Source organism: Streptomyces coelicoflavus (genome assembly GCF_003112555.1).
Lineage (GTDB): Bacteria > Actinomycetota > Actinomycetes > Streptomycetales > Streptomycetaceae > Streptomyces > Streptomyces coelicoflavus.
In genome coordinates, this window is record NZ_BEWB01000008.1 from 405,708 (window position 1) to 423,890 (window position 18,183).

The 18,183-nt window shown below is 73.1% G+C and carries 20 protein-coding genes; 3 read left to right on the forward strand and 17 right to left on the reverse strand.

The features are described from left to right. Position 1 precedes the first annotated feature (1 nt). The 12 genes from Sco07f_RS21270 to Sco07f_RS21325 all read right to left on the reverse strand — a co-directional run bounded on the left by Sco07f_RS21270 (position 2) and on the right by Sco07f_RS21325 (position 9,884). On the reverse strand, positions 2 to 184 hold the full coding sequence (locus tag Sco07f_RS21270) for a gas vesicle protein (protein ID WP_003972471.1): 183 nt from the start codon (positions 182 to 184) through the stop codon (positions 2 to 4). After that, positions 181 to 1,029, reverse strand: a complete 849-nt coding sequence (locus Sco07f_RS21275; protein ID WP_108988794.1) for a GvpL/GvpF family gas vesicle protein — start codon at positions 1,027 to 1,029, stop codon at positions 181 to 183. Before Sco07f_RS21275 ends, Sco07f_RS21270 begins: the two co-directional genes overlap by 4 nt. After that, positions 1,026 to 1,352: a gas vesicle protein gene (locus tag Sco07f_RS21280; RefSeq protein ID WP_007445598.1), complete on the reverse strand. Its 327-nt coding sequence runs from the start codon at positions 1,350 to 1,352 to the stop codon at positions 1,026 to 1,028. The genes Sco07f_RS21275 and Sco07f_RS21280 overlap by 4 nt, the downstream gene beginning before the upstream one ends. Further along, on the reverse strand, positions 1,349 to 2,458 hold the full coding sequence (locus Sco07f_RS21285; RefSeq protein ID WP_108988795.1) for an SRPBCC family protein: 1,110 nt from the start codon (positions 2,456 to 2,458) through the stop codon (positions 1,349 to 1,351). The genes Sco07f_RS21280 and Sco07f_RS21285 overlap by 4 nt, the downstream gene beginning before the upstream one ends. Further along, positions 2,455 to 3,108, reverse strand: coding sequence for a DNA primase (locus tag Sco07f_RS21290; RefSeq protein ID WP_108988796.1), 654 nt, complete (start codon positions 3,106 to 3,108; stop codon positions 2,455 to 2,457). Before Sco07f_RS21290 ends, Sco07f_RS21285 begins: the two co-directional genes overlap by 4 nt. After that, on the reverse strand, positions 3,105 to 3,368 hold the full coding sequence (locus Sco07f_RS21295; RefSeq protein ID WP_108988797.1) for a gas vesicle protein GvpG: 264 nt from the start codon (positions 3,366 to 3,368) through the stop codon (positions 3,105 to 3,107). Before Sco07f_RS21295 ends, Sco07f_RS21290 begins: the two co-directional genes overlap by 4 nt. A gap of 4 nt (positions 3,369 to 3,372) precedes the next feature. Beyond that, a complete protein-coding gene (locus Sco07f_RS21300) occupies positions 3,373 to 4,146 on the reverse strand; it encodes a GvpL/GvpF family gas vesicle protein (protein WP_108988798.1) in 774 nt (257 codons plus the stop codon). Beyond that, on the reverse strand, positions 4,143 to 4,580 hold the full coding sequence (locus Sco07f_RS21305; protein WP_007445593.1) for a gas vesicle structural protein GvpA: 438 nt from the start codon (positions 4,578 to 4,580) through the stop codon (positions 4,143 to 4,145). Before Sco07f_RS21305 ends, Sco07f_RS21300 begins: the two co-directional genes overlap by 4 nt. Before the next feature lie 68 nt (positions 4,581 to 4,648). Then, a complete protein-coding gene (locus tag Sco07f_RS21310; protein WP_007445592.1) occupies positions 4,649 to 5,014 on the reverse strand; it encodes a gas vesicle protein GvpO in 366 nt (121 codons plus the stop codon). 99 nt (positions 5,015 to 5,113) lie between these two features. Then, positions 5,114 to 6,019, reverse strand: a complete 906-nt coding sequence (ligD, locus tag Sco07f_RS21315; protein ID WP_007445591.1) for a non-homologous end-joining DNA ligase — start codon at positions 6,017 to 6,019, stop codon at positions 5,114 to 5,116. A 128-nt stretch (positions 6,020 to 6,147) separates the two neighbouring features. After that, positions 6,148 to 7,995, reverse strand: coding sequence for a transketolase (locus tag Sco07f_RS21320; protein WP_087788881.1), 1,848 nt, complete (start codon positions 7,993 to 7,995; stop codon positions 6,148 to 6,150). Further along, the gene (locus Sco07f_RS21325) at positions 7,992 to 9,884 is read right to left on the reverse strand and encodes an FAD-dependent oxidoreductase (RefSeq protein WP_108988799.1); all 1,893 of its coding nucleotides are present in this window, start codon (positions 9,882 to 9,884) and stop codon (positions 7,992 to 7,994) included. The genes Sco07f_RS21320 and Sco07f_RS21325 overlap by 4 nt, the downstream gene beginning before the upstream one ends. A gap of 182 nt (positions 9,885 to 10,066) precedes the next feature. Between Sco07f_RS21325 and Sco07f_RS21330 the strand changes: the two genes are divergently transcribed. Then, on the forward strand, positions 10,067 to 11,029 hold the full coding sequence (locus tag Sco07f_RS21330) for an LLM class F420-dependent oxidoreductase (protein WP_007445584.1): 963 nt from the start codon (positions 10,067 to 10,069) through the stop codon (positions 11,027 to 11,029). An 88-nt stretch (positions 11,030 to 11,117) separates the two neighbouring features. Here the strand turns inward: Sco07f_RS21330 and Sco07f_RS21335 are convergent, their stop codons facing one another. After that, the gene (locus tag Sco07f_RS21335; protein ID WP_107417648.1) at positions 11,118 to 11,651 is read right to left on the reverse strand and encodes a phage holin family protein; all 534 of its coding nucleotides are present in this window, start codon (positions 11,649 to 11,651) and stop codon (positions 11,118 to 11,120) included. Positions 11,652 to 11,731: 80 nt separating this feature from the next. Here Sco07f_RS21335 and Sco07f_RS21340 point away from each other — a divergent pair, with 80 nt between their 5' ends. Next, a complete protein-coding gene (locus Sco07f_RS21340) occupies positions 11,732 to 12,082 on the forward strand; it encodes a VOC family protein (protein WP_087788883.1) in 351 nt (116 codons plus the stop codon). Positions 12,083 to 12,147: 65 nt separating this feature from the next. Here Sco07f_RS21340 and Sco07f_RS21345 read toward each other — a convergent pair whose 3' ends face one another. Next, a complete protein-coding gene (locus Sco07f_RS21345; RefSeq protein ID WP_108988800.1) occupies positions 12,148 to 14,196 on the reverse strand; it encodes a DUF5107 domain-containing protein in 2,049 nt (682 codons plus the stop codon). 167 nt (positions 14,197 to 14,363) lie between these two features. Between Sco07f_RS21345 and Sco07f_RS21350 the strand changes: the two genes are divergently transcribed. Beyond that, positions 14,364 to 14,711, forward strand: coding sequence for a DUF6204 family protein (locus Sco07f_RS21350; RefSeq protein ID WP_042821946.1), 348 nt, complete (start codon positions 14,364 to 14,366; stop codon positions 14,709 to 14,711). On the opposite strand, the gene Sco07f_RS21355 is transcribed toward Sco07f_RS21350, so the two are convergent. From Sco07f_RS21355 to Sco07f_RS21365, 3 genes are read right to left on the reverse strand one after another with little or no spacing between them, the layout of a single operon-like run. Then, on the reverse strand, positions 14,683 to 15,261 hold the full coding sequence (locus Sco07f_RS21355; protein WP_108988801.1) for a GNAT family N-acetyltransferase: 579 nt from the start codon (positions 15,259 to 15,261) through the stop codon (positions 14,683 to 14,685). The two genes, Sco07f_RS21350 and Sco07f_RS21355, sit on opposite strands and share 29 nt — an antisense overlap. Before the next feature lie 18 nt (positions 15,262 to 15,279). Then, entirely contained in the window at positions 15,280 to 16,212 is a 933-nt protein-coding gene (locus Sco07f_RS21360) for a S66 peptidase family protein (protein WP_108988802.1), read from the reverse strand. Then, the gene (locus Sco07f_RS21365; protein ID WP_244942091.1) at positions 16,209 to 18,164 is read right to left on the reverse strand and encodes a S9 family peptidase; all 1,956 of its coding nucleotides are present in this window, start codon (positions 18,162 to 18,164) and stop codon (positions 16,209 to 16,211) included. The genes Sco07f_RS21360 and Sco07f_RS21365 overlap by 4 nt, the downstream gene beginning before the upstream one ends. Positions 18,165 to 18,183 lie beyond the last annotated feature (19 nt).

The following is an 18,183-nucleotide window of genomic DNA, read 5'->3' on the forward strand; positions in this document are numbered from 1 at the left end:
GTCAGTCCCCGAACGGTGAGGGGACGTTGCGGTTGACCGAGCTGATCAGCGCGTTCAGGTCGATCCGGACGAGATCGACGTCCGCGATGCGCAGCGTGACGTCGCCGGTGATGACGACTCCGCCGGCCAGCAGCCGGTCGAGCAGGTCCACCAGGGCAATCTCACGGCGTTCCACGACGGTCATGATTCCTCCCCCGCTTTCTTCCCGTCTCCCGCCTTCTTCCCGTCGGCCGCTCCCGCACCGGTCTCCTCTCCGGCGAAGGAATAGGCCGCCCACGGTCCGGTGAGTTCCACGCGAATTCCGGGGGCGTCGTCCTTCGTACGGTCCACCCTTTCCACGAATTCCTCGGAAGCGTCGCGGCGCACCAGATAGGCGGCATTGAGGACGTTCCGTCCGGCGGCTCCGGAAAGGCGCGGGTTCTGCGGCGCGTGCAACCGCGCGTCGTCGGCCCGGCCGGACAGCTCCGCGTGCAGGCCCGTGGCGAACTCCTCGGCCCTGCTCCACAGGTCGTCGTCGGCCCGGGACTGCCGACGCCGCTGCCGCAGGTAGTCCCGGCCCGAGACGGGCCTGGGTGCGGGCCGGTCCGGCGCGGCCGACGGCTCGGCCCCGGCCCCCGCCCGCTCCGTCCGCTCCGTTTCGACGAACACCTTCACGCCCCACTCCACCCGCCCGTCCAGCCGGTCGAGCGTGCGCCGGAAGGCCGCCGCGCGCTCCTCCAGCATCAGGCGTACGCCGCTGTCGTCCCGGAAGACGGTGGCCAGCCGGAGCGGCAGCGGGGTGGTCACGGCGGTGAGCGCGTCGACGACCTGCTGGTGGGCGCGGGCGGTGGCGGTCAGCCAGTCCAGGTCCTCCAGGTGGGTGCGCAGTGCCTCCTCGCCGAAGTCGGCCTCGGGCACGTGACTGACGACGGCGACCAGGTCGCCGTACGCCAGCAGCCGGGGCGGATCGCCCGCCACCCCGGTGAGCTGGGACTGGAGGGCCGCGTCGAAGGGGCGGCAGACGGCGTAGACGTAGCGCAGTCCGGTCACGGTGCCTCCCTCGGTACGCGGCCCGGGTCCAGTTCACGCAGGCGTTCGCGGAGCGCCGCGTTCTCCCGGGTGAGTTCGTCCTGCCGGGCGCGCGAGGACAGTGCGGGGTCGCTCTCCCACCAGTCGATACCCATTTCCTTGGCCTTGTCGACGGAGGCGACGACGAGCCGCAGCTTGATGGTCAGCAACTCGATGTCGAGCAGGTTGATCTTGATGTCGCCCGCGATCACGACTCCCTTGTCGAGCACCCGCTCCAGGATGTCGGCGAGGTTGGCGCTCTGTCCCTGGCCGTAGGGATCGGGCAGCCGGCTGGGGGTGGTCATCGACGGCTCCCGCCCTCGGCGTCCTCGTACTCCTCACGGGACGCGTACCCGTCCTCCGGTTCCTCCTCGTACTCGCCCTCGGGCTCCTTCTCGTACTCGCCCTCGGGCTCTTCCTCGTACTCAGCGTCGGGCTCTTCCTCGTACTCGCCCTCGGGTTCCTCGTCGTACTCGGCCTCCGCCTCGCCCTGGGGCTCCTGCTCGTGGTCCTGGTCCTGGTCCTGCTGCTCTTCCTCCTCCGCCACCGCGTCCTCGTGGCTGCGGACGACCTCGCCGTCGCGGATCTCGCCGCGCCAGCCGTCGTCGGCCTCGCCCTTGAAGGTGATGTGACGGACGTAGTTCTTCAGGTCGAGCCGGGCCCGGCGGCCCTGGGCGCGCCAGATGTTGCCGGTCTTCTCGAACAGGCCCTTCGGGTAGTACTCGATGACCAGGACCACGCGGGTCAGGCTGTCGGCCAGCTCGTGGAAGCTGACCACGCCCTTGGTGGAGCCCTTGGCGCCCTCGGACGTCCAGGAGATCCGGTCGTCGGGCACCTGCTCGGTGGTCGTCGCCTTCCAGCTGCGGTTGGACCAGAAGACCTTCAGCTGCCAGTCGGAGGTCGTGTCGTCGGCGCGGTTCGCGCTCTTGACGCCCTTGGCGAAGGTGCTGAAGTCCTGGTACTGGGTCCACTGGTCGTAGGCCGTGCGCAGCGGCACGCCGACGTCGACGTACTCGATGATGACCGTCGGCTTCTGACCGCCGCCGCCCTTCTTGTGGCCCTTGCCGCCGGTGAGGTTCTTGAAGGCGCCGACCACGTTGTCCTTGACCTTGCCGGCGCCCACCTCGAAGGCGGCCCGCATCGGGCTCTTGCCCTCGGCGAGCTTGCGCCCGCCGTCGAGGGCGAGCTTGGCGAATCCGGGGCTGTTGCCCTCGGCGATGTCGTTGAGCCTGCCGGTGGTCTCGCCGAGCTTGGTGCCGAAGCCGGTCAGCAGCCGGGTGGCCTGGGCGGCGAGGTAGTCCTGCACCTCGGCCTTCAGTCGGTCGGCCGCCTCGCTCTGCGCGACGTCGGCCAGCGGGTTCTTCTTCGCGGCGTCTCCCGCCTCGGCGGCGGATCCCAGGGTGTCGCTCATCGCTCACCACCGCCCTTCGGCTGACGGGCACCGGACGTCTTCTTGGCGGCCGCCTTCTTCGCGGGCTGGGCCCGCTTCGCCGCCGCCTTCCTCGCGGGGGCCTTGGCCGCGGCCTTCTTCGCAGGCGTCTTCGCGGGCGTCTTCCTGGTCGTCTTCCGCGCTTCGGGCGGAGCCTTCCTGGCCGGCCGCTCGCGCCGTGGCGCGCGCCGTTCCTCGGACTCCTCGCGCGGCTCGTCGGGCTCCTCGTACTCCGAATCCTCCGAGTCCTCCGAGTCCCCGAAGTCGCGGGAGTCGCGGGAGTCGTCGGATCCGACGCCTGCCGCCTGGGGGGCCGCGCCGGAGAGCTGGTCGCGCACCTCGGCGGTGCGCCCGCGCAGCCGGTCGGCCAGCGCGTCCATCTGCCGCTCGACCATGGCGCCCGAGGCCGCCTTGCCCACGCCCCGCAGATCCGTGCGCAGCTGGTCCCCGATCTCCTTGAACTGGGGGTTGTTCTGCAATTGTCCGGAGACCAGTTCGGCGATGCCCTTCGGGGTCAGGTTCATCTTCTTGCCGGCCACCATGGTGCCCACGGCGACCGCGAGTTTCAGCTTCTTGGTGCGTCCCAGCAGATAGCCGGCCCCTATCGCGAGGCCCAGTCCCGTTCGATTCATGGTGCCGTCCCGTTGCCCAATCCCGCGCTCGTGCGCGTAGCGATCTCCAGCCGGTCCAGAAGCTCGTCCTCCTGTCGGTCGAACTCCTCCTCGGTGATCTCGCCGGCCTCCAACTGCTCTTCCAGGCGGGCAAGTTCGGCCCGTACCGTGGCGGGGTCGTAGTAGATCCGCTGGGCCTCCTCCAGCACCTGTCTGATGGCCCAGCCGCTGCCGCGCACCGGTGCGAACGGCAGCAGCAGCACCTCCGAGATCAGTCCCATGTCGTCACCCCGCTCCCGCGTCCGCCCCGCCGGCCGCCGTGCCCGCGGGTTCGGCGGGGCCGGGCTCGACGAAGCTGTACGGCGGCAGCGGGCCGTTCACGCGGACCTCGAGGTGCGGCATCTCGCCGCGGGCCCGCTCGACGGCCTCCAGGAAGTCGTCGGCGACCTCCCGCTTCACCAGGAACGAGACGTTGGCCAGCCAGCCGGTGGACTCGGGGCCCACGCTCACGGCGTCGGCGGTCGGCTCCAGGGCTCGCTCCAGCGCGGTCGCGTCCTCGGCCTCCTTGCCCTTGACCGCGGCCGCGACCATCTCGCCGAGCTGGATCTTCGTCTCGTACGTTCCGCCCCCCGCCTGCCGGTTGGACTCCGCGAGGGCGCGGATCTCGGGGTTCTGGGCCATCACGTGATGCAGCACGGCCTCTTCGACGTGAGTGGCCTTGACGTTGTACTCGACCCGGCCGTCCAGCGCCCCCAGGCGTTCCGCGTAGTGCTCGGCGCGCTCGGCGAGCACCCCGGTGACCGCCCGGTCGTCCGGGGCGACGCTGCCGAAGCGCATGGGCAGCACGCAGCCTTCCGCGCCGACCTCGCTCAGCACGTTCTGGTGGGCGAGCAGCTCCCTGCGCTTGGGGCGCAGTCCCTCCGGGGCGTCGCTGACGACGGCCGCCAGGTCGCCCTCCTTGAGGATCCGCACTCCGCGCGGCGGGTCGCCGACTCCGCCCGTGCCCTCGGGAAGCGAGGGATGCGTGGCGGCGGTGATGCCGTAGACGTACGTACTCACTCCTGCTCCTCCTTCCGGCGCGAGGGCGCGGCCTTGCGGGCGCGCGGACGCGATTGGGGCTCGCGCTCGGAGCCGCCGTCGTCACGGGCCTGCTTGAACGCGTCGGAGATGGTCTCGGCGGCGCCGGACAGCGCCCCCTTGGACTTGCCGCGGGCGCCGGACTCGGTCATCTCGCCGACCAGGTCGGGCAGCCCCGGGTCCTTGCGCGGCCCGGCCTCCAGGTCGAGCCGGTTGCACGCCTCGGCGAAGCGCAGATACGTGTCCACGCTGGCGACGACGACACGGACGTCGATCTTCAGGATCTCGATGCCGACCAGGGAGACACGCACGAACGCGTCGATGACGAGCCCCCTGTCCAGAACAAGCTCAAGCACGTCGTAGAGGCCGCTGCTGCCGCCTCCGCCTCCGGACTGTTGTGCCGGTACGACAGTCATGCCTGCTGTTCCTCCATCTTGTCGGTGGTGTGGTGTCCTCGCGTGTACGGGTGGCGCGGTGCGCCGCTCTAGCGGCTGCCGCGGGCGTCGGCCCGGCCGCGCTCGTAGCGCCGTACGCGCCGGTAGCCCGTGAGCTGCCCCTCGGCGTCCAGTTCCACCTGGTAGCTCGCCATCAGGCTCATGGTGTCGGGCACCCGCTCCAGTTCCAGGACCTCGACCTCCAGTGCCCATCCCTCCTCGGTCTGCTCGAAGGAGGAGACGGACTCGGCGGTCATGCCGGTGAGCTCCGCGAGCTGGGCGCGCGCCTCGCGCAGAACCTCCATGGGCTTGGGTCGACGCGACTTCTGTGGTGTGTGGGACTCGCGGGAGTCCTGTGACTCACGTGAACTCTGGTGCGAGTCTTGCGATTCGGGCGTCTTCTTGGTGTTGGTCATGGCCACCTCGTCACTCGGGTGGCCGCATGTGTGTTCGCCAAACCTCGCCGGGTTGCGCAGACCGCTCAGCCGTGCATGGCGCGCGGCCGTACGCGGCGCTCAGCCGTGCAGGGCGTTCAACCGCCGCCGGGCGGGGCCCAGGGCGCGGGGGCGGTTCATCGTCCCTGCCCAGGGCCGGGTGCGAGCCTGTTCGACGGCGTCCGCGACGGTCCAGCGGCGGGCGTGCAGGCCGGGGTCGTCCAGCTGGTCCCAGGAGATGGGCATGGCCACGGGCGCGCCGGGGCGGGCACGGACGGTGAAGGGGGCTACCGCGGTCTGCGCGTAGGCGTTGCGCTGGATGTCGAGGTACAGCCGGTCGCCGCGGTCCTTCTTGCGGGCTGCGGTGGTGAGCCGGTCGGGGTGGTCCGCGGCCAGGGCGTCGGCGACGGCCCGCGCGAAGTCCCGTACGTCGTCGAAGTCCTGGCGGCCGTCCAGCGGCACGACGACGTGCAGCCCCCGGGAGCCCGTCGTCATCGGCGCCGAGGGCAGCTTCAGCTCGTCCAGCAGTTCCCCCAGCAGCCGGGCCGCGGCCCGGACCGCCTCGAAGTCGTCGCCGGCCGGATCGAGGTCGAAGACCATCCGGTCCGGCCGGCCCACCTGCCCGGTCCGGGACAGCCAGCGGTGCAGGGTGAGGGCGGCCTGGTCGGCGAGGTGGACGAGGGTGGCGGAGTCGTCGCAGACGGTGTGGCAGACCGTGCCGCCCTCCTTGCCGACCTCGACGCGCGCGATCCACTCCGGGTAGTGCTCCGGCGTGTTCTTCTGCATGAAACGGGGCCCGTCGATCCCGTCCGGGTGCCGCTCCAGCATCAGCGGGCGGCCCCGCAGATGCGGCAGCATGAACGGGGCCACGGCACGGTAGTAGTCGACGAGGTCGCCCTTGGTGTACTCCTCGGCACCGCCGTCACCGGCCGGGAACAACACCTTGTCCGGCCGGTGGACCTCCACCGTGTGCCGTCCGGCCCGCACGGTCCGGGAACCGCCGTCGCCCGTCCCACGGCCCCCGCTGCCACCGCCACCGCCACCGCTGCTGCCACTGCCACTGCCACTGCCACTGCCACTGCCACTGCCACTGCCACTGCCACTGCCACTGCCACTCACGAAACGATCGCCTGCTCCACGAGCATCCGTGCGGCCGCCTCGATGGACTCGGCGTCGATCCCGGCGCCGTGCAGTTCCTCCGCCGGGGTCGCGGAACCCGGCATCGTCGTGACCGCGAGCCGCACCAGCCGGGGCACGGGGCGTCCGTCCGTGAACGCGTCCAGGACGGCGTCACCGATGCCGCCCTCCCGGCGGTGGTCCTCCACGGTCACCAGGCAGCCGGTCTCCTCGGCGGCCGCGCGCAGCGTGGCCCGGTCGACGGGCTTGACGGAGTACAGGTCGATCACCCGGACCGGGATCCCGTCCGCCTTGAGGGCGTCGGCCGCGGCGAGCGCCTCGTGCAGGGTGACGCCGGCCGCGACGACGGTGAGCCGGTCGGCGTCGGAGGAGCGCAGCACCTTGCTGCCGCCGACCGGGAACTCCTCGTCGGGGCCGTAGATCACCTTGCTCTCGCCGCGCGAGGTGCGCAGGTAGCGGATGCCCTCCAGGCCGGCCATCTCGGCGACGAGGCGCGCGGCCTGGTTGGCGTCGCACGGGTAGAGCACGGTCGAGCCGTGGATGGCCCGCATCATGGCGAGGTCCTCCAGGCCCATCTGGCTGGGCCCGTCCTGGCCGATGGCGACGCCCGCGTGGGAGCCGACGAGGTTGATTCCGGCACCGCTGATCGAGGCCATGCGCACGAAGTCGTAGGCGCGGGTCAGGAAGGCGGCGAAGGTGGTGGCGAACGGGACCCAGCCGCGCGCGGCCATCCCCACCGCGGCGGCGACCATCTGCTGCTCGGCGATGTAGCACTCGAAGTAGCGCTCGGGGTGTTCCTTGGCGAAGAACTCGGCCCGCGTGGAGTCGCCGACCTCGCCGTCGAGGGCGACGACGTCGCCGCGCGCGGTGCCGACCGCGGCGAGCGCCTCCCCGAAGGCGTTGCGGGTGGCGACCTCGTCGCCCTTGTCGTAGCGGGGCAGCTCGGTCTGCCCGGTGCCCGTCGAGCGCAGCGACCGGGCGTCCTCGGGCGCGTGCACCCGCACCGTGAGGTCACGGGGGCCGCCGAGTTCGGCGACGGCCTCCTCGGCATCGGGCACCGGCTTGCCGTGCTGGCCCTCGCGGTCCTCCACGGCCTGCACGCCCTTGCCCTTGAGGGTGCGGGCGATGATCGCGGTGGGCTGGCCCTTGGTGGACAGGGCCTCGCCGTAGGCGCGGTCGACGGCGTCGACGTCGTGGCCGTCGACCTCGATGGTGTGCCACTCGAAGGCCCGGAAGCGGCGGGCGTAGGCGTCGAGGTCGTGGCCGTGCCGGGTGGGGCCGCGCTGGCCGAGCCGGTTGACGTCGACGATCACGGTGAGGTTGTCCAGGTGCTCGTGCCCGGCGTGCTCGGCGGCCTCCCACACGGAACCCTCGGCCATCTCGCTGTCGCCGCACAGCACCCACACCCGGTAGTCGGCGTGGTCGAGCCGCTTGCCGGACAGCGCGATGCCGACGCCCACGGGCAGCCCTTGGCCGAGCGAGCCGGTGGCCGTCTCGACCCACGGCAGCCGCTGGGGCGTGGGGTGGCCCTCCAGGCGGCTGCCCTGCTTGCGGAAGGTGAGCAGTTCCTCGTCGTCGATGGCGCCGGCCGCCTTGAAGGCGGAGTAGAGCAGGGGCGAGGCGTGTCCCTTGGAGAGCACGAAGCGGTCGTTGCCGGGGTGGGCGGGGCGCGCGAAGTCGTAGCGGAGGTGGTTGGCCAGCAGTACGGCCATCAGGTCCGCGGCGGACATCGACGACGTCGGGTGCCCGGAGCCCGCGGCGGCGGCCGCCCGTACGCTGTCGACGCGCAACTGCTGTCCGAGGTCGACGAGTTCACCGGTGTTCATGAGTCTCCTTCCACGGCACGGCCGTCGGTGCGCTTGACGGGGCCGGGGGCGATGTCGGGTCCGGGGGGCGGCTGGTTCGCCGGAGGTTCGGGACCGGGGTCGGCGGGCGGGCGCGCGGAACGGCTCGGTCCGGAGGGGGCGGTGGGCCGTTTCCCGGTGGAGCCCGTTCCGGAGGCTCGGGAGACCTTGCCCGGTTTGCCCGAGCCTCCCCGGGCGGGGCGCGGCCCGGCGGCCTCGACGGCGCGGCGGGGCCTGCCGGACGCACGGGGCGAGCCGGACGGCCCCCTCTTGGCGGGCTCGGCGTGCGGCTGGTTCCTGGCCGGTTCACCACCGGGCTGGTTCTTGGCGGGCTCACCGCCCGGCTGGTTCTTGGCGGGCTCGCTGCTCGGCTGGTTCTTGGCGGGCTCGCTGCTCGGCTGGTTCCTCTCCGGTTCGCTGCTCGGCCGGTTCTTGGCCGGCTCGCTCGGAGGGGTCGTCGCCGGCTCGCTCGGAGGGGTCTTCGCGCGCTCGCCGTCCGGCTCGGAGCTGCCCTGTCCGGGGGCCTTCCCGAGGTCGCTCCCGGTTCCCGTACCGGTCCGTTCGGGGCGCCCCGGTACTCGCGCGACCTCGGGCGACGACGACTCCAGCGGTACGGACCAGGAGCGTACGAGGCCGAGCTGCACGGCCTGGCGGGGCAGCACCGCGTCGAGCAGCCAGTCGGCGGCGACCCGGACGCGGTTGCCCGGCATCGCGGCGAGGTGGTAGCCGCGGGTGACCGCGCCCGCCGCCGGGCCGGACATCGGCAGGCCGAACGGGTTGGCGGCGGCCTTGGCGCCGCCGAGGTCCACGACGAAGCCCATGTCACGGTGCCGGTAGGTCTTCCGCTGCCCCCGGCCGAGCGACGCGACGACGTTGTGGGCACAGACCTTGCCGTGCCGCCAGGCGTGCTGGGCGGTCATCGGCGTGTACTGGCCCGGCTGGTTCGGATCGGGTACGGCGGCCATGTCACCGCAGGCGAACAGCTCGGGCCGCCCGGGCACCTGGAGGTGGGGGTCGACGAGCAGCCGGCCGCGTTCCATGGGCAGCCCCAGCGACTCCACCAGCGGGTCGGGCCGCACGCCCACGCACCACACCAGAGTGCGGGTGTCGACGGTCGACCCGTCGGTCAGCACCACCCCGTCGTGCGTGGCCTCCTTCACGGAGGTCCCCATCCGCACCTCCACGCCCCGCTGCCGCAGTACGCGCTCGGCGGTCGCGGAGAGCCGTTCGTCCATCTCGGGCATGACCCTGGGCGCCACGTCGAGCAGCATCCAGCGGGGCCGCATCCCGGTGCGCATCGGGTGCTTGCGCACCTGCGCGTCGGTGTACATCGCGCCGTGCGCGGCGACCTCGGTGCCGGTGTATCCCGCGCCGACCACGACGAACGTGCACCGCGCGGCGCACTCCGCCCGGTCGTCCGCCGCCGCGGCGAGCTCCACCTGCCGGGTCACGTGGTCGCGCAGGTAGAGCGCCTCCGGCAGCCCGCGGAAGCCGTGCGCGTGCTCGGCGACGCCGGGGATGGGCAGCAGCTTGTTGACGCTGCCGGCGGCGAGCACCAGCCGGTCGTAGGGCAGGGTGCCCTCCTCGCCCTCCGGGCCGGTGTAGTGCACGGTCCGTCCGTCGAGGTCGATGCCGTCGGCCTCGCCGAGCACCAGCCGTACGTGCGGCAGGGTGCCCGACAGGGACACGCTGACCCGGCGCGGTTCCAGGATTCCGGCGGCGACCTGGGGCAGCAGGGGCAGGTAGAGGAAGTAGTCGGTCGGGTTGAGCAGGGTGATGTCGGCCTGGTGCCGGGTGAGCCGGGACAGGCTGCGGGCCGTCCGGTACCCGGCGAAGCCGGCACCGACGATCACGATGCGGGGTCGGCTCACGGTTCGCCTCCGGGCTGTCGCATACCTCGTGGGCCTTCCGCGTCCCCTTGGCCGGGGCGCCCAAACGTCCACGGGAAGCCGTGCCCCGTACTCCCGGAAGCCGCCGCGCCGCCGGTTTCCGGCCCCGCGCCCGGGTACCCGGCCCCGGACCCACCCGCTCCCTTGTCCGGAGGCACCCCCTCATGCCCGAGTACGGCTATTTCCTCTCGTGCGAGCAGTACGGTCCCGCGGAGCTCATCGAGCAGGCGCGGATGGCCGAGCAGGCCGGATTCCAGGCGCTGTGGATCTCCGACCACTATCACCCCTGGAACGGTGAGCAGGGCCAGAGTCCGTTCGTCTGGTCGGTGATCGGCGCACTGTCCGACGCCGTGTCCCTGCCGATCGAGACGGCGGTGACCTGCCCGACCGTGCGCATCCACCCGGCGGTGGTGGCCCAGGCCGCGGCGACCAGCGCGGTGATGACGGACGGCCGCTTCCGGCTGGGCGTCGGCACCGGCGAGGCGCTGAACGAGCACATCTTCGGCGACGCCTGGCCCGCCGCGCACGTACGCCTGGAGATGCTCGAGGAGGCCATCCTGATCATCCGCCGGCTGCTCACCGGCGAGGAGGTCAACCACCACGGCACCCACTACACGGTGGAGAACGCCCGCCTGTACACGGTGCCGGACGAGCCGGTCCCCATCGACATCTCGGGTTTCGGTCCGTCGGCGACGAAGCTGGCGGCACGGGTCGGCGACGGCTACATCACGATGATGCCGGACGCCTCGATGGTGGAGCAGTACCGCAAGGGCGGGGGCGGCGGCAAGCTGGTCAGCGGAGGCACGAAGGTCTGCTACGACACCGACAGGGACGCCGCCGTACGCACGGTGCACCGGCTGTGGGCCAATGAGCAGCTGCCCGGCGAGCTGGGCCAGGTGCTGCCCTCGCCGAAACACTTCGAGCAGGCGCAGACCCTGGTCACCGAGGACATGGTCCGCGACAGCCGGGTGTGCGGCGACGACGTCGACGAGCACGTCGCGGAGCTGAAGCAGTTCGCCGACGCCGGCTTCGACCGGGTCTACGTCAACCAGATCGGCCCGGACCTGCGCGGCTTCTTCGACCTCTACCGCACCAAGGTGCTGCCGCAGCTCCCGCAGAGCGCCTGACGCGCGTCCCGGCCGGGCGGACAGGGGTGCGCCCCGCACGGACTGTGCATCCGTGCGGGGCGCACCCCTGTCCGCTGTCCGCGTCCGGTCAGCCGCGCTCGCGCCGGGCCTCGGGGTCGATGTCGTCCTGACGCGGGGCCGCCGGTCCGGTGCCGCCCGGTGCGGGCGTGCCCGCGCCCGGGGCGCCGGTCGCCCCGCCCACACCGCCGGGCGCGACGGGCGGCATCGGCGGGTACGGCACACCGCCGAGGCCGCTCGGCGGCCCGCCGGGCGCGCCGCCGCCGACGACGTGCCCGGGACCGGAGCCGTGGGCCGAGCCCGGTCCGGAGGCGTGCGGGCGGGCCGCGCCGCGCAGCAGGTGGGCCGCGACGCCCAGCAGGGCGGCCGTGATCAGCGCGGCGGCCCAGCCGGGCAGTACGAGGGCGAGTGCCAGTCCCACGGCCAGCGCGACGGCGGCGCCCGCGTACAGGGCGGCGGTGCCGGACGCGGCGTACAGCGCGGCCTTGCGGCGCTGCCTGCGGGTCTGTTCGCGCAGTTCGTCGCGCACGGTCTCGCGTGCCACCTGCGCCAGTTCGTCGACCAGTTGCCTGTCCAGGTGTTCCAAGTGATCCATGCGTTCCATGTGTTGCGGGTACCCGCGGGCCCGGCTTCCATGGCCGGACCGGAGGTGCTCGGCCGGTGGGCGCAACTAGGCTCCTCCGTATGGACATTCTGGGAGCCACACTGCGCATCTACGTCGACGACCTGGACAAGGCGATCCCCTTCTACGAGGGGCTGGCCGGCGGCGACGCGCTCCGTTTCGAACGCGGCGGCGTCGAAGTCGCCGCCGTCGGCTGCTTCCTGCTGATGAGCGGGCCCGAGTCCCAACTCGAGGTGTTGCGCAAGGTGGCCGCGACGATCGCCGTGACGGACGTCGAGGAGACGCGTCACGTGCTCAGCTCGCTGGGCGCGGACATCATCGCCGGACCGGTCGCCACCCCCGTGGGCCGCAACCTGATCGCCCGGCACCCCGACGGGGCGATCTACGAGTACGTGGACCGGCAGCAGAAGTAGACGGGTCCCGGGGGTGCGGGCGAAGTGGGCGGGGGCGGGCGGGGATGGGCGGGGGCGGGCGGGGCTCACCCTCCGTCCGGTCGCATCCGGAAGTCGTAGCGGGCCGGGAGGGGCGCGTCGTCCAGCCGCGCCCACAGCAGGCCGATGCTCTCGGCGCCCTCCCTCAGGTCGGCGACCTCGAAGCCGTCGTCGAAGACGGCCCGCGCCTCCTCGCGCCGGCCCTCGGCGGCCAGCAACTCGGCCTCGGTCAGCCGGAACCGGCCCCGGGTCCGGGTCGCGGGCTCCAGGCGCTCCCACACGGCACGGGCGTCCGCGGTACGCCCGGCCGCGAGCAGCGCCCCGATCGACTCCCGGCCGAGCGCGGCGGCGACGGTCGTCCACCGCACGTCACCGCCCGGACCGCCCGGTCGGCGTGCGCACAGGTCGTCGAAGGCCTCCGCGTACCGGTCGGCGGCGCGCTCGTGGTGGCCGTCCTCCTGGTCGGCGACGGCGAGGCAGCGCAGCAACGGCCAGCGGTGGGCGGCGGTCTCGGGGCTCTTGCCGCTGCGAGGGCTCTGACGGCCCTGGAGGCTTCGGAGGCTTTGGAGGCCGCGTTCCCAGCTGCGTACCGCCTGGGCGCGGTCGTCACCGTGCCACTGGGCCACGCCGAGGTGGTACTCGGCCAGCGGTGTGGCGGCGGTCGTCTCCAGCATGTCCCGCCAGGGCCGGGCGACCAGCGTCCCGCCGGGCGGTTCGTGGTGCTCCGGCTCGGGCAGCGACCCGGCGCGCAGCAGGTGCAGCCAGGGCCGCTGCTGCTCGCCGAGGGTGTCCTCGGCGAAGGGCGTGCCGGGCAGTTTCCAGCCGGCCCGCAGCACTTCGAGGGCGCCCCAGCCCGACCCGGTGGCCAGGCGCTCGCCGGGCTCGGCGTCGGCGTAGGGCAGCCAGGCGTCGTACGCGGCGTCGACACCGGCCCGCGGCAGGGCGGCCTCGAGCCGGTCCTCGGCCCCGCGCAGCACGGTGTGCCAGTCGCCCTCGGGCGGGGTGTCGAGCGGTCCGTAGGCCTCCAGCCAGGAGACCTCGCTCTCGGCCTCCAGCTTGACGTGTTCGAGCTGGGTGCGGACGAGCCCGGCCTGGATCTCGCAGTAGCCGCCGGTGCCGGGCTCGGTGAGCCACTCCTGCCAACGGCGCCCGCCGGGCCCGGTGCCCCACACGAACAGCTTGCGGCCGCGCAGCACGTCGGTCGAGGTCTGCACCAGCCCGTGGCCGTGCTCGTCGAGGGCGGCGATCCAGCGGCGCCGGCCGTCCGGCACCTCGTAGAAGTAGTCGGCGGCGTAGGTGCTGTTCGGCGGGTACGTCCGGTCGATACCGTCGTACTCCGGGACGGGAACCCGGCGCAGTCTGCGCTCGTAGCCGATGGGGGTGCCTCCCACGCCTTTGGGGCAGTGGGGGAGCCAGGCCTCGTCGGCGGGGGCGAGGACGCGGCGGTCCTCGGGGACGGCGATGTTGGACCACCAGTAGGTGGGCGCCGGGCGCTCGTGCGGGTTGCGGATGCGGGCGCCGACGTAGAGGAAGTCCGAGCCGTCCGGCAGCCACAGGTCGACCTGGAAGGGCAGGTCGCGCAGTCGCTCCCACTCCCACAGGCGCAGCATCCGGCCGCCGTCGGGGGCGGGGACGAGGGCGGCGTGCACGGGTGAGCAGGACAGGGTGGTGTGGCCGGTGGCGCCGATGTTCCATTCGATGCCGCCGGAGAACCAGGCGCCGTTGAGGGCGAAGTTGGCCGGCTGGAGGACGGGGTTGACGTAGAGGAGTTCGCGGTCGGTGGGCTTGTGGCGGAGGGAGCCGATGCGGCCGCCGAGGGCCGGCAGGACGGTGGCCCGCAGCCGGTCGTTCTCGATGACGAGCGCCTCCAACTCGCCCGGTTCGCGTCCGCGTCCGTAGCCGTCCCGGACCTGGGCGGGCAGCAGGCTGCGCAGCGGTTCGTAGTCGACCTGGCGGGCCATGTCGCGCGGCAGGTCCGCCCGGTCCCGGTCGTCGATGCGGTGGGCCTCGTCCAGGGGGCGCAGCGGCGGCAGGGGGTTGTCCGGCCCCAGCGGTGCGGCGGGCAGGGTCAGTACCTCACGTCGGATCGTCGTCACGGCCCCATGGAAGCCGCTCACCGACGGTGTGAACAGAGGATCCGTCGGCCTGGCCGGGGCGACGTGGCTCACGTTTGATCCGCTGGGGCGCGGTGCGGGCCCGGGTTTAGGCTCGGGCGGTCGGCGCGTCCGCAAGCGAAGGAGAACGGCACGTGAGTGAGCAGCCCGTGGCTGAGCAGCACACCTACCGGGTGATCGTCCGGGGAACCTGGGACGGTCTGACCGAGGACGCCCGTGCCCGGTTGCTGGCCGAGGCGGACGAGCACGGGATGGCGAGCATGCGGTTCACCGAGGAGGGCTCGCTGTCGTACGAGCCCGCTCCGCTGAAGCACTTCTCGATGCGTTACGTGGTGGTGTCGGACGCGGCGGACGGCGAGGAGATGGCGGGCGTGATCGCCCAGGACCGGGCGGAGGGCGCGCTGCGCGGTCTCGGCTACGGCTTCCGCGATCTGCGGTGCACGGTGACGGACCTGGACACGATGAAGATCAACCGGAAGTCACGGACTCGGCGGTGATCGCCCAGCGCTGGTGGTCGCGCCAGGCGCCGTCGATGTAGAGCATCCTCGGCGAGAAGCCCTCCAGGTGGAAGCCGCAGGCGCGGGCCAGCGCGATCGAGGCGGCGTTGCCCGGCTGGACGTTGATCTCCAGCCGGTGCAGTCGCATGGGTCCGAACGCGTACCGCACCACGAGGTCCAGCCCTTCGCGCATCAGCCCGCGGCCCGCCGCGTGCGCGAAGGCGCCGTAGCCGAGCGCGCCGCTGAGGAATCCGCCCTCGACGATGTTGTTGATGTTCACGAACCCGGCGATGGAGCTGCCGGGTGCGCCCCCGGAGGCCGTGTCCGGGTCCTTCTCGCACACCAGGAACCCGGCCTTGGTGCGGTCCTCGATCAGCCGGCCCGCGTAGGCCTCGTACGCCTGGGCGCTGTCCGGCGGGAAGAGCCAGGGCTGGTGCAGGTCCTTGCTCTCCCGGGCCCGGGCGGTGAACTCGGCACCGTCCTCGTAGGTGAAGGACCGGATGCCCACGCGCGGGCCCTCGGCGAGGTGGCGGGTCGGGGTGTGCGGCATGGGGTCACCCTACGACGGTCAGCGCAGCGCCGGCCGGTCGAGGGTCAAGGTGCCCGCGTCCGCGTCGAGTTCCGCCGGTATGCCGAACGGAACCGTCAGCGCGCCCTCGCAGTGCCCGAACCCGAAGTCCTCGACGACCGGCACCCCGAGGCCGCCGAGCCGGTCGGCCAGCAGGGGCCGCAGCCGCTCGTAGGGGTCGCACGCCTTCCAGGAACCGAGCAGCACTCCGGCGACCCCGTCCAGCCAGCCGGCGCGCAGCAACTGGGTGAGGTAGCGGTCGACGCGGTACGTCTCCTCGCCCACGTCCTCCAGGCACAGCAGTCCGCCGCGCGCCGAGGGCCGGGCGTGCAAGGTGCCCAGCTCGGCCGCGAGCAGGGCGAGGCAGCCGCCCAGGGTGACGCCGCGAGCCCGGCCCGGCACCAGTGGCGTACCGCTGGAGGCGATCACGCGGACCCTTTCGGGCGCGAACAGGGTGGCCCTCAGGTGTTCCTGCGCCCGGGAGTTCTTGACGAAGTCGATCCCGGCCGCCATCGGGCCGTGCAGGGTGGCCAGGCCCAGTCGGGTGGCGAACGCCTCGTGCAGCACGGTGATGTCGCTGAAGCCGACGAACACCTTCGGTCCGGCCGCGCGCATCGCCTCCCAGTCGAGCAGGTCGACCATGCGCTGGGTGCCGTACCCGCCGCGGGCGCACAGCACCGCGTCCACGGACGGGTCGCACCAGGCGGCCTGGAGGTCGGCGGCCCGGTCGGCGTCGGTGCCCGCGAGGTAGTCGAAGGTGCCGTGCCGGTCCAGCACGTGCGGTGCCACGACCGGGTCGAGGTCCCAGCCGCGGAGCACGTCGAGTCCCGCCTGGAGCCGCTCCTCGGGCACGGGTCCGCTGGGCGCGACGACGGCCACCCGGGCGCCCGGGGCGAGCCGGGCCGGTCGGACCAGCTCTCCGACCTGGCTCACCGGGTCAGCTCCAGGGCCGGCACGCCGGGCGGGGTCAGGCCGAAGACCTGTGCGTAGAGGGAGAGTTCGGCCTCCAGGGCACGCACCATGGTCTCCGCCCGGCGGAATCCGTGCCCTTCGCCCTCGAAGGTGAGGTAGGCGTGCGGTACGCCGCGGCCCGCCATGCGTGCGAGGAACCGCTCGCACTGCACGGGCGGGCAGATCACGTCGTCGAGTCCCTGGAGGAGCAGGAACGGGGCGGTGACGCTGTCGGCGTGCTCGGCGGGCGAACGCTCGGCGTAGCGGTCCGGGACCTCCGCGTACGGGCCGATCAGGCCCTCCAGGTACCGCGACTCGAAGTCGTGGGTCTCTCCGGTGCCCCAGCCGGTGAGGTCGAGGATCGGGTAGAGGATCGTGCCGCAGGCGTAGACGTCGGTGGTGGCCAGCGACGCGGCGGAGGTCCAGCCGCCCGCGCTGCCGCCGCGCACGGCGAGCCGCTCCGGGTCCGCGGTGCCCTCCTCGGCGAGGGCGACGGCCACGGCGGCGCAGTCCTCGACGTCGACGACGCCCCACTGCTCGTGCAGCCGGTTGCGGTACTCCCGGCCGTGCCCGCTGGAGCCCCCGTAGTTGACCTCGGCGACGCCGATGCCGCGGGAGGTGAAGTAGGCGATCTCGAGGTCGAGGACGAGCGGGGCGCGGCTGGTGGGACCGCCGTGCACCCAGATGACGTACGGCGGCAGTTCGCCGTCCGGGGCGCGGCAGCCGGGGTTGTGCGGCGGGTAGAGGTGGGCGTGGACCTCGCGTCCGCCGGGGCCCCGGAAGGTGCGGATCTGCGGCTCGGGGTAGTAGGCCGGGTCGGTGGCGTCCTTGTGCGGGGCGCCGATCACGCGGGCGCGGCCGGTGCGGGTGTCCAGTTCGACGATCTCGTAGCCGCTGTGTGCACCGGCGCCGACGCCGACGGCCCGCTCGCCGTGCGCGGCGAGGGCGGGCGCGAACTCGGTCCAGGGGCCCACCGCGTCGACGACCTCGCCGGTCTCGGGGTCGAGTACGCCGAGGACGGCGGCGCCCCGGCCGTGCAGGACCGCGATCAGGCCGCTGTCCAGGGGCGCGAACCAGCGCTGCCCGAGCTTCCACAGCGGCCCGCCGAACTCCTCCTCGCGGGCGCACAGGGGCTGCCCGTCGCGGTACAGGTTCCACCAGCCGGTGCGGTCGGAGGCGTACAGCAGGGTGCCGTCCGGGGCCCAGTCGACCTGGGCGATCGACTCCTCGGGCCCGCCCGCGACGGTCCGGGCGTCCTGGAAGGTGCTCTCGGGACCGACGTCGGCGACGATCAGTTCGGTGCCGTCCCAGGGCATGCGGGGGTGGTCCCAGGCGAGCCAGGCCGCGCGGCGCCCGTCGGGCGAGAGGCGGGGTCCGGTGACGAAGCGGTGCCGTTCGGGGGCGAGTTCGCGGACGGCGGCCCGGTCGTCGGCCGCGGAGCCGTCCAGCGGCACCGCCACCGGCACCCGGCGCAGGTCGGTGGGGCCTTCGCCGGTGAACTCCTCAAGGACGCACCACACTTCGCCGCGCTCGGGGCGCGGGTCCGGTTCGATCCAGCGCAGGCCGCCGCCCACCGCGGACAGCGGGGTCAGCGGGCGTGGTTCACCACCGCCCGGGGTGAAGGCGTACAACCGCTGGTCGGCGAAGTTCACGAAGACGACGAGCGGGCCGGTGCCGGTCGTGACCGCGGCCCACGGACGGCCGCCGTACTCGATGACGCGGCTGCGCACGTTCCACGGTGCGGGCAGCACCGGCTCCTCGGTGCCGTCGGCGTGCCGCCGCACCAGGGTGCGCCGCCCGCCCTCGGTGGGGCGGGGCGCGGTCCACCACACCTCGTCACCGACGAAGCCGACGTCGTCGGGCCGTCCGTCGTGCGCGGCGGCGAGGGCCGCGTCGACGGGTGAGGGCCACGATCCGTACGAAAGAGTCGGCACTGACTCCTCCACTCCCACT

Coding starts and splice junctions, on each gene's coding strand:
- Sco07f_RS21270 (WP_003972471.1), bottom strand. CDS start 184: ATGACCGTCGTGGAACGCCGTGAGATTGCCCTGGTGGACCTGCTCGAC.
- Sco07f_RS21280 (WP_007445598.1), bottom strand. CDS start 1,352: ATGACCACCCCCAGCCGGCTGCCCGATCCCTACGGCCAGGGACAGAGC.
- Sco07f_RS21285 (WP_108988795.1), bottom strand. CDS start 2,458: ATGAGCGACACCCTGGGATCCGCCGCCGAGGCGGGAGACGCCGCGAAG.
- Sco07f_RS21290 (WP_108988796.1), bottom strand. CDS start 3,108: ATGAATCGAACGGGACTGGGCCTCGCGATAGGGGCCGGCTATCTGCTG.
- Sco07f_RS21295 (WP_108988797.1), bottom strand. CDS start 3,368: ATGGGACTGATCTCGGAGGTGCTGCTGCTGCCGTTCGCACCGGTGCGC.
- Sco07f_RS21305 (WP_007445593.1), bottom strand. CDS start 4,580: ATGACTGTCGTACCGGCACAACAGTCCGGAGGCGGAGGCGGCAGCAGC.
- Sco07f_RS21310 (WP_007445592.1), bottom strand. CDS start 5,014: ATGACCAACACCAAGAAGACGCCCGAATCGCAAGACTCGCACCAGAGT.
- Sco07f_RS21320 (WP_087788881.1), bottom strand. CDS start 7,995: ATGAACACCGGTGAACTCGTCGACCTCGGACAGCAGTTGCGCGTCGAC.
- Sco07f_RS21330 (WP_007445584.1), top strand. CDS start 10,067: ATGCCCGAGTACGGCTATTTCCTCTCGTGCGAGCAGTACGGTCCCGCG.
- Sco07f_RS21335 (WP_107417648.1), bottom strand. CDS start 11,651: ATGGAACGCATGGATCACTTGGAACACCTGGACAGGCAACTGGTCGAC.
- Sco07f_RS21340 (WP_087788883.1), top strand. CDS start 11,732: ATGGACATTCTGGGAGCCACACTGCGCATCTACGTCGACGACCTGGAC.
- Sco07f_RS21355 (WP_108988801.1), bottom strand. CDS start 15,261: ATGCCGCACACCCCGACCCGCCACCTCGCCGAGGGCCCGCGCGTGGGC.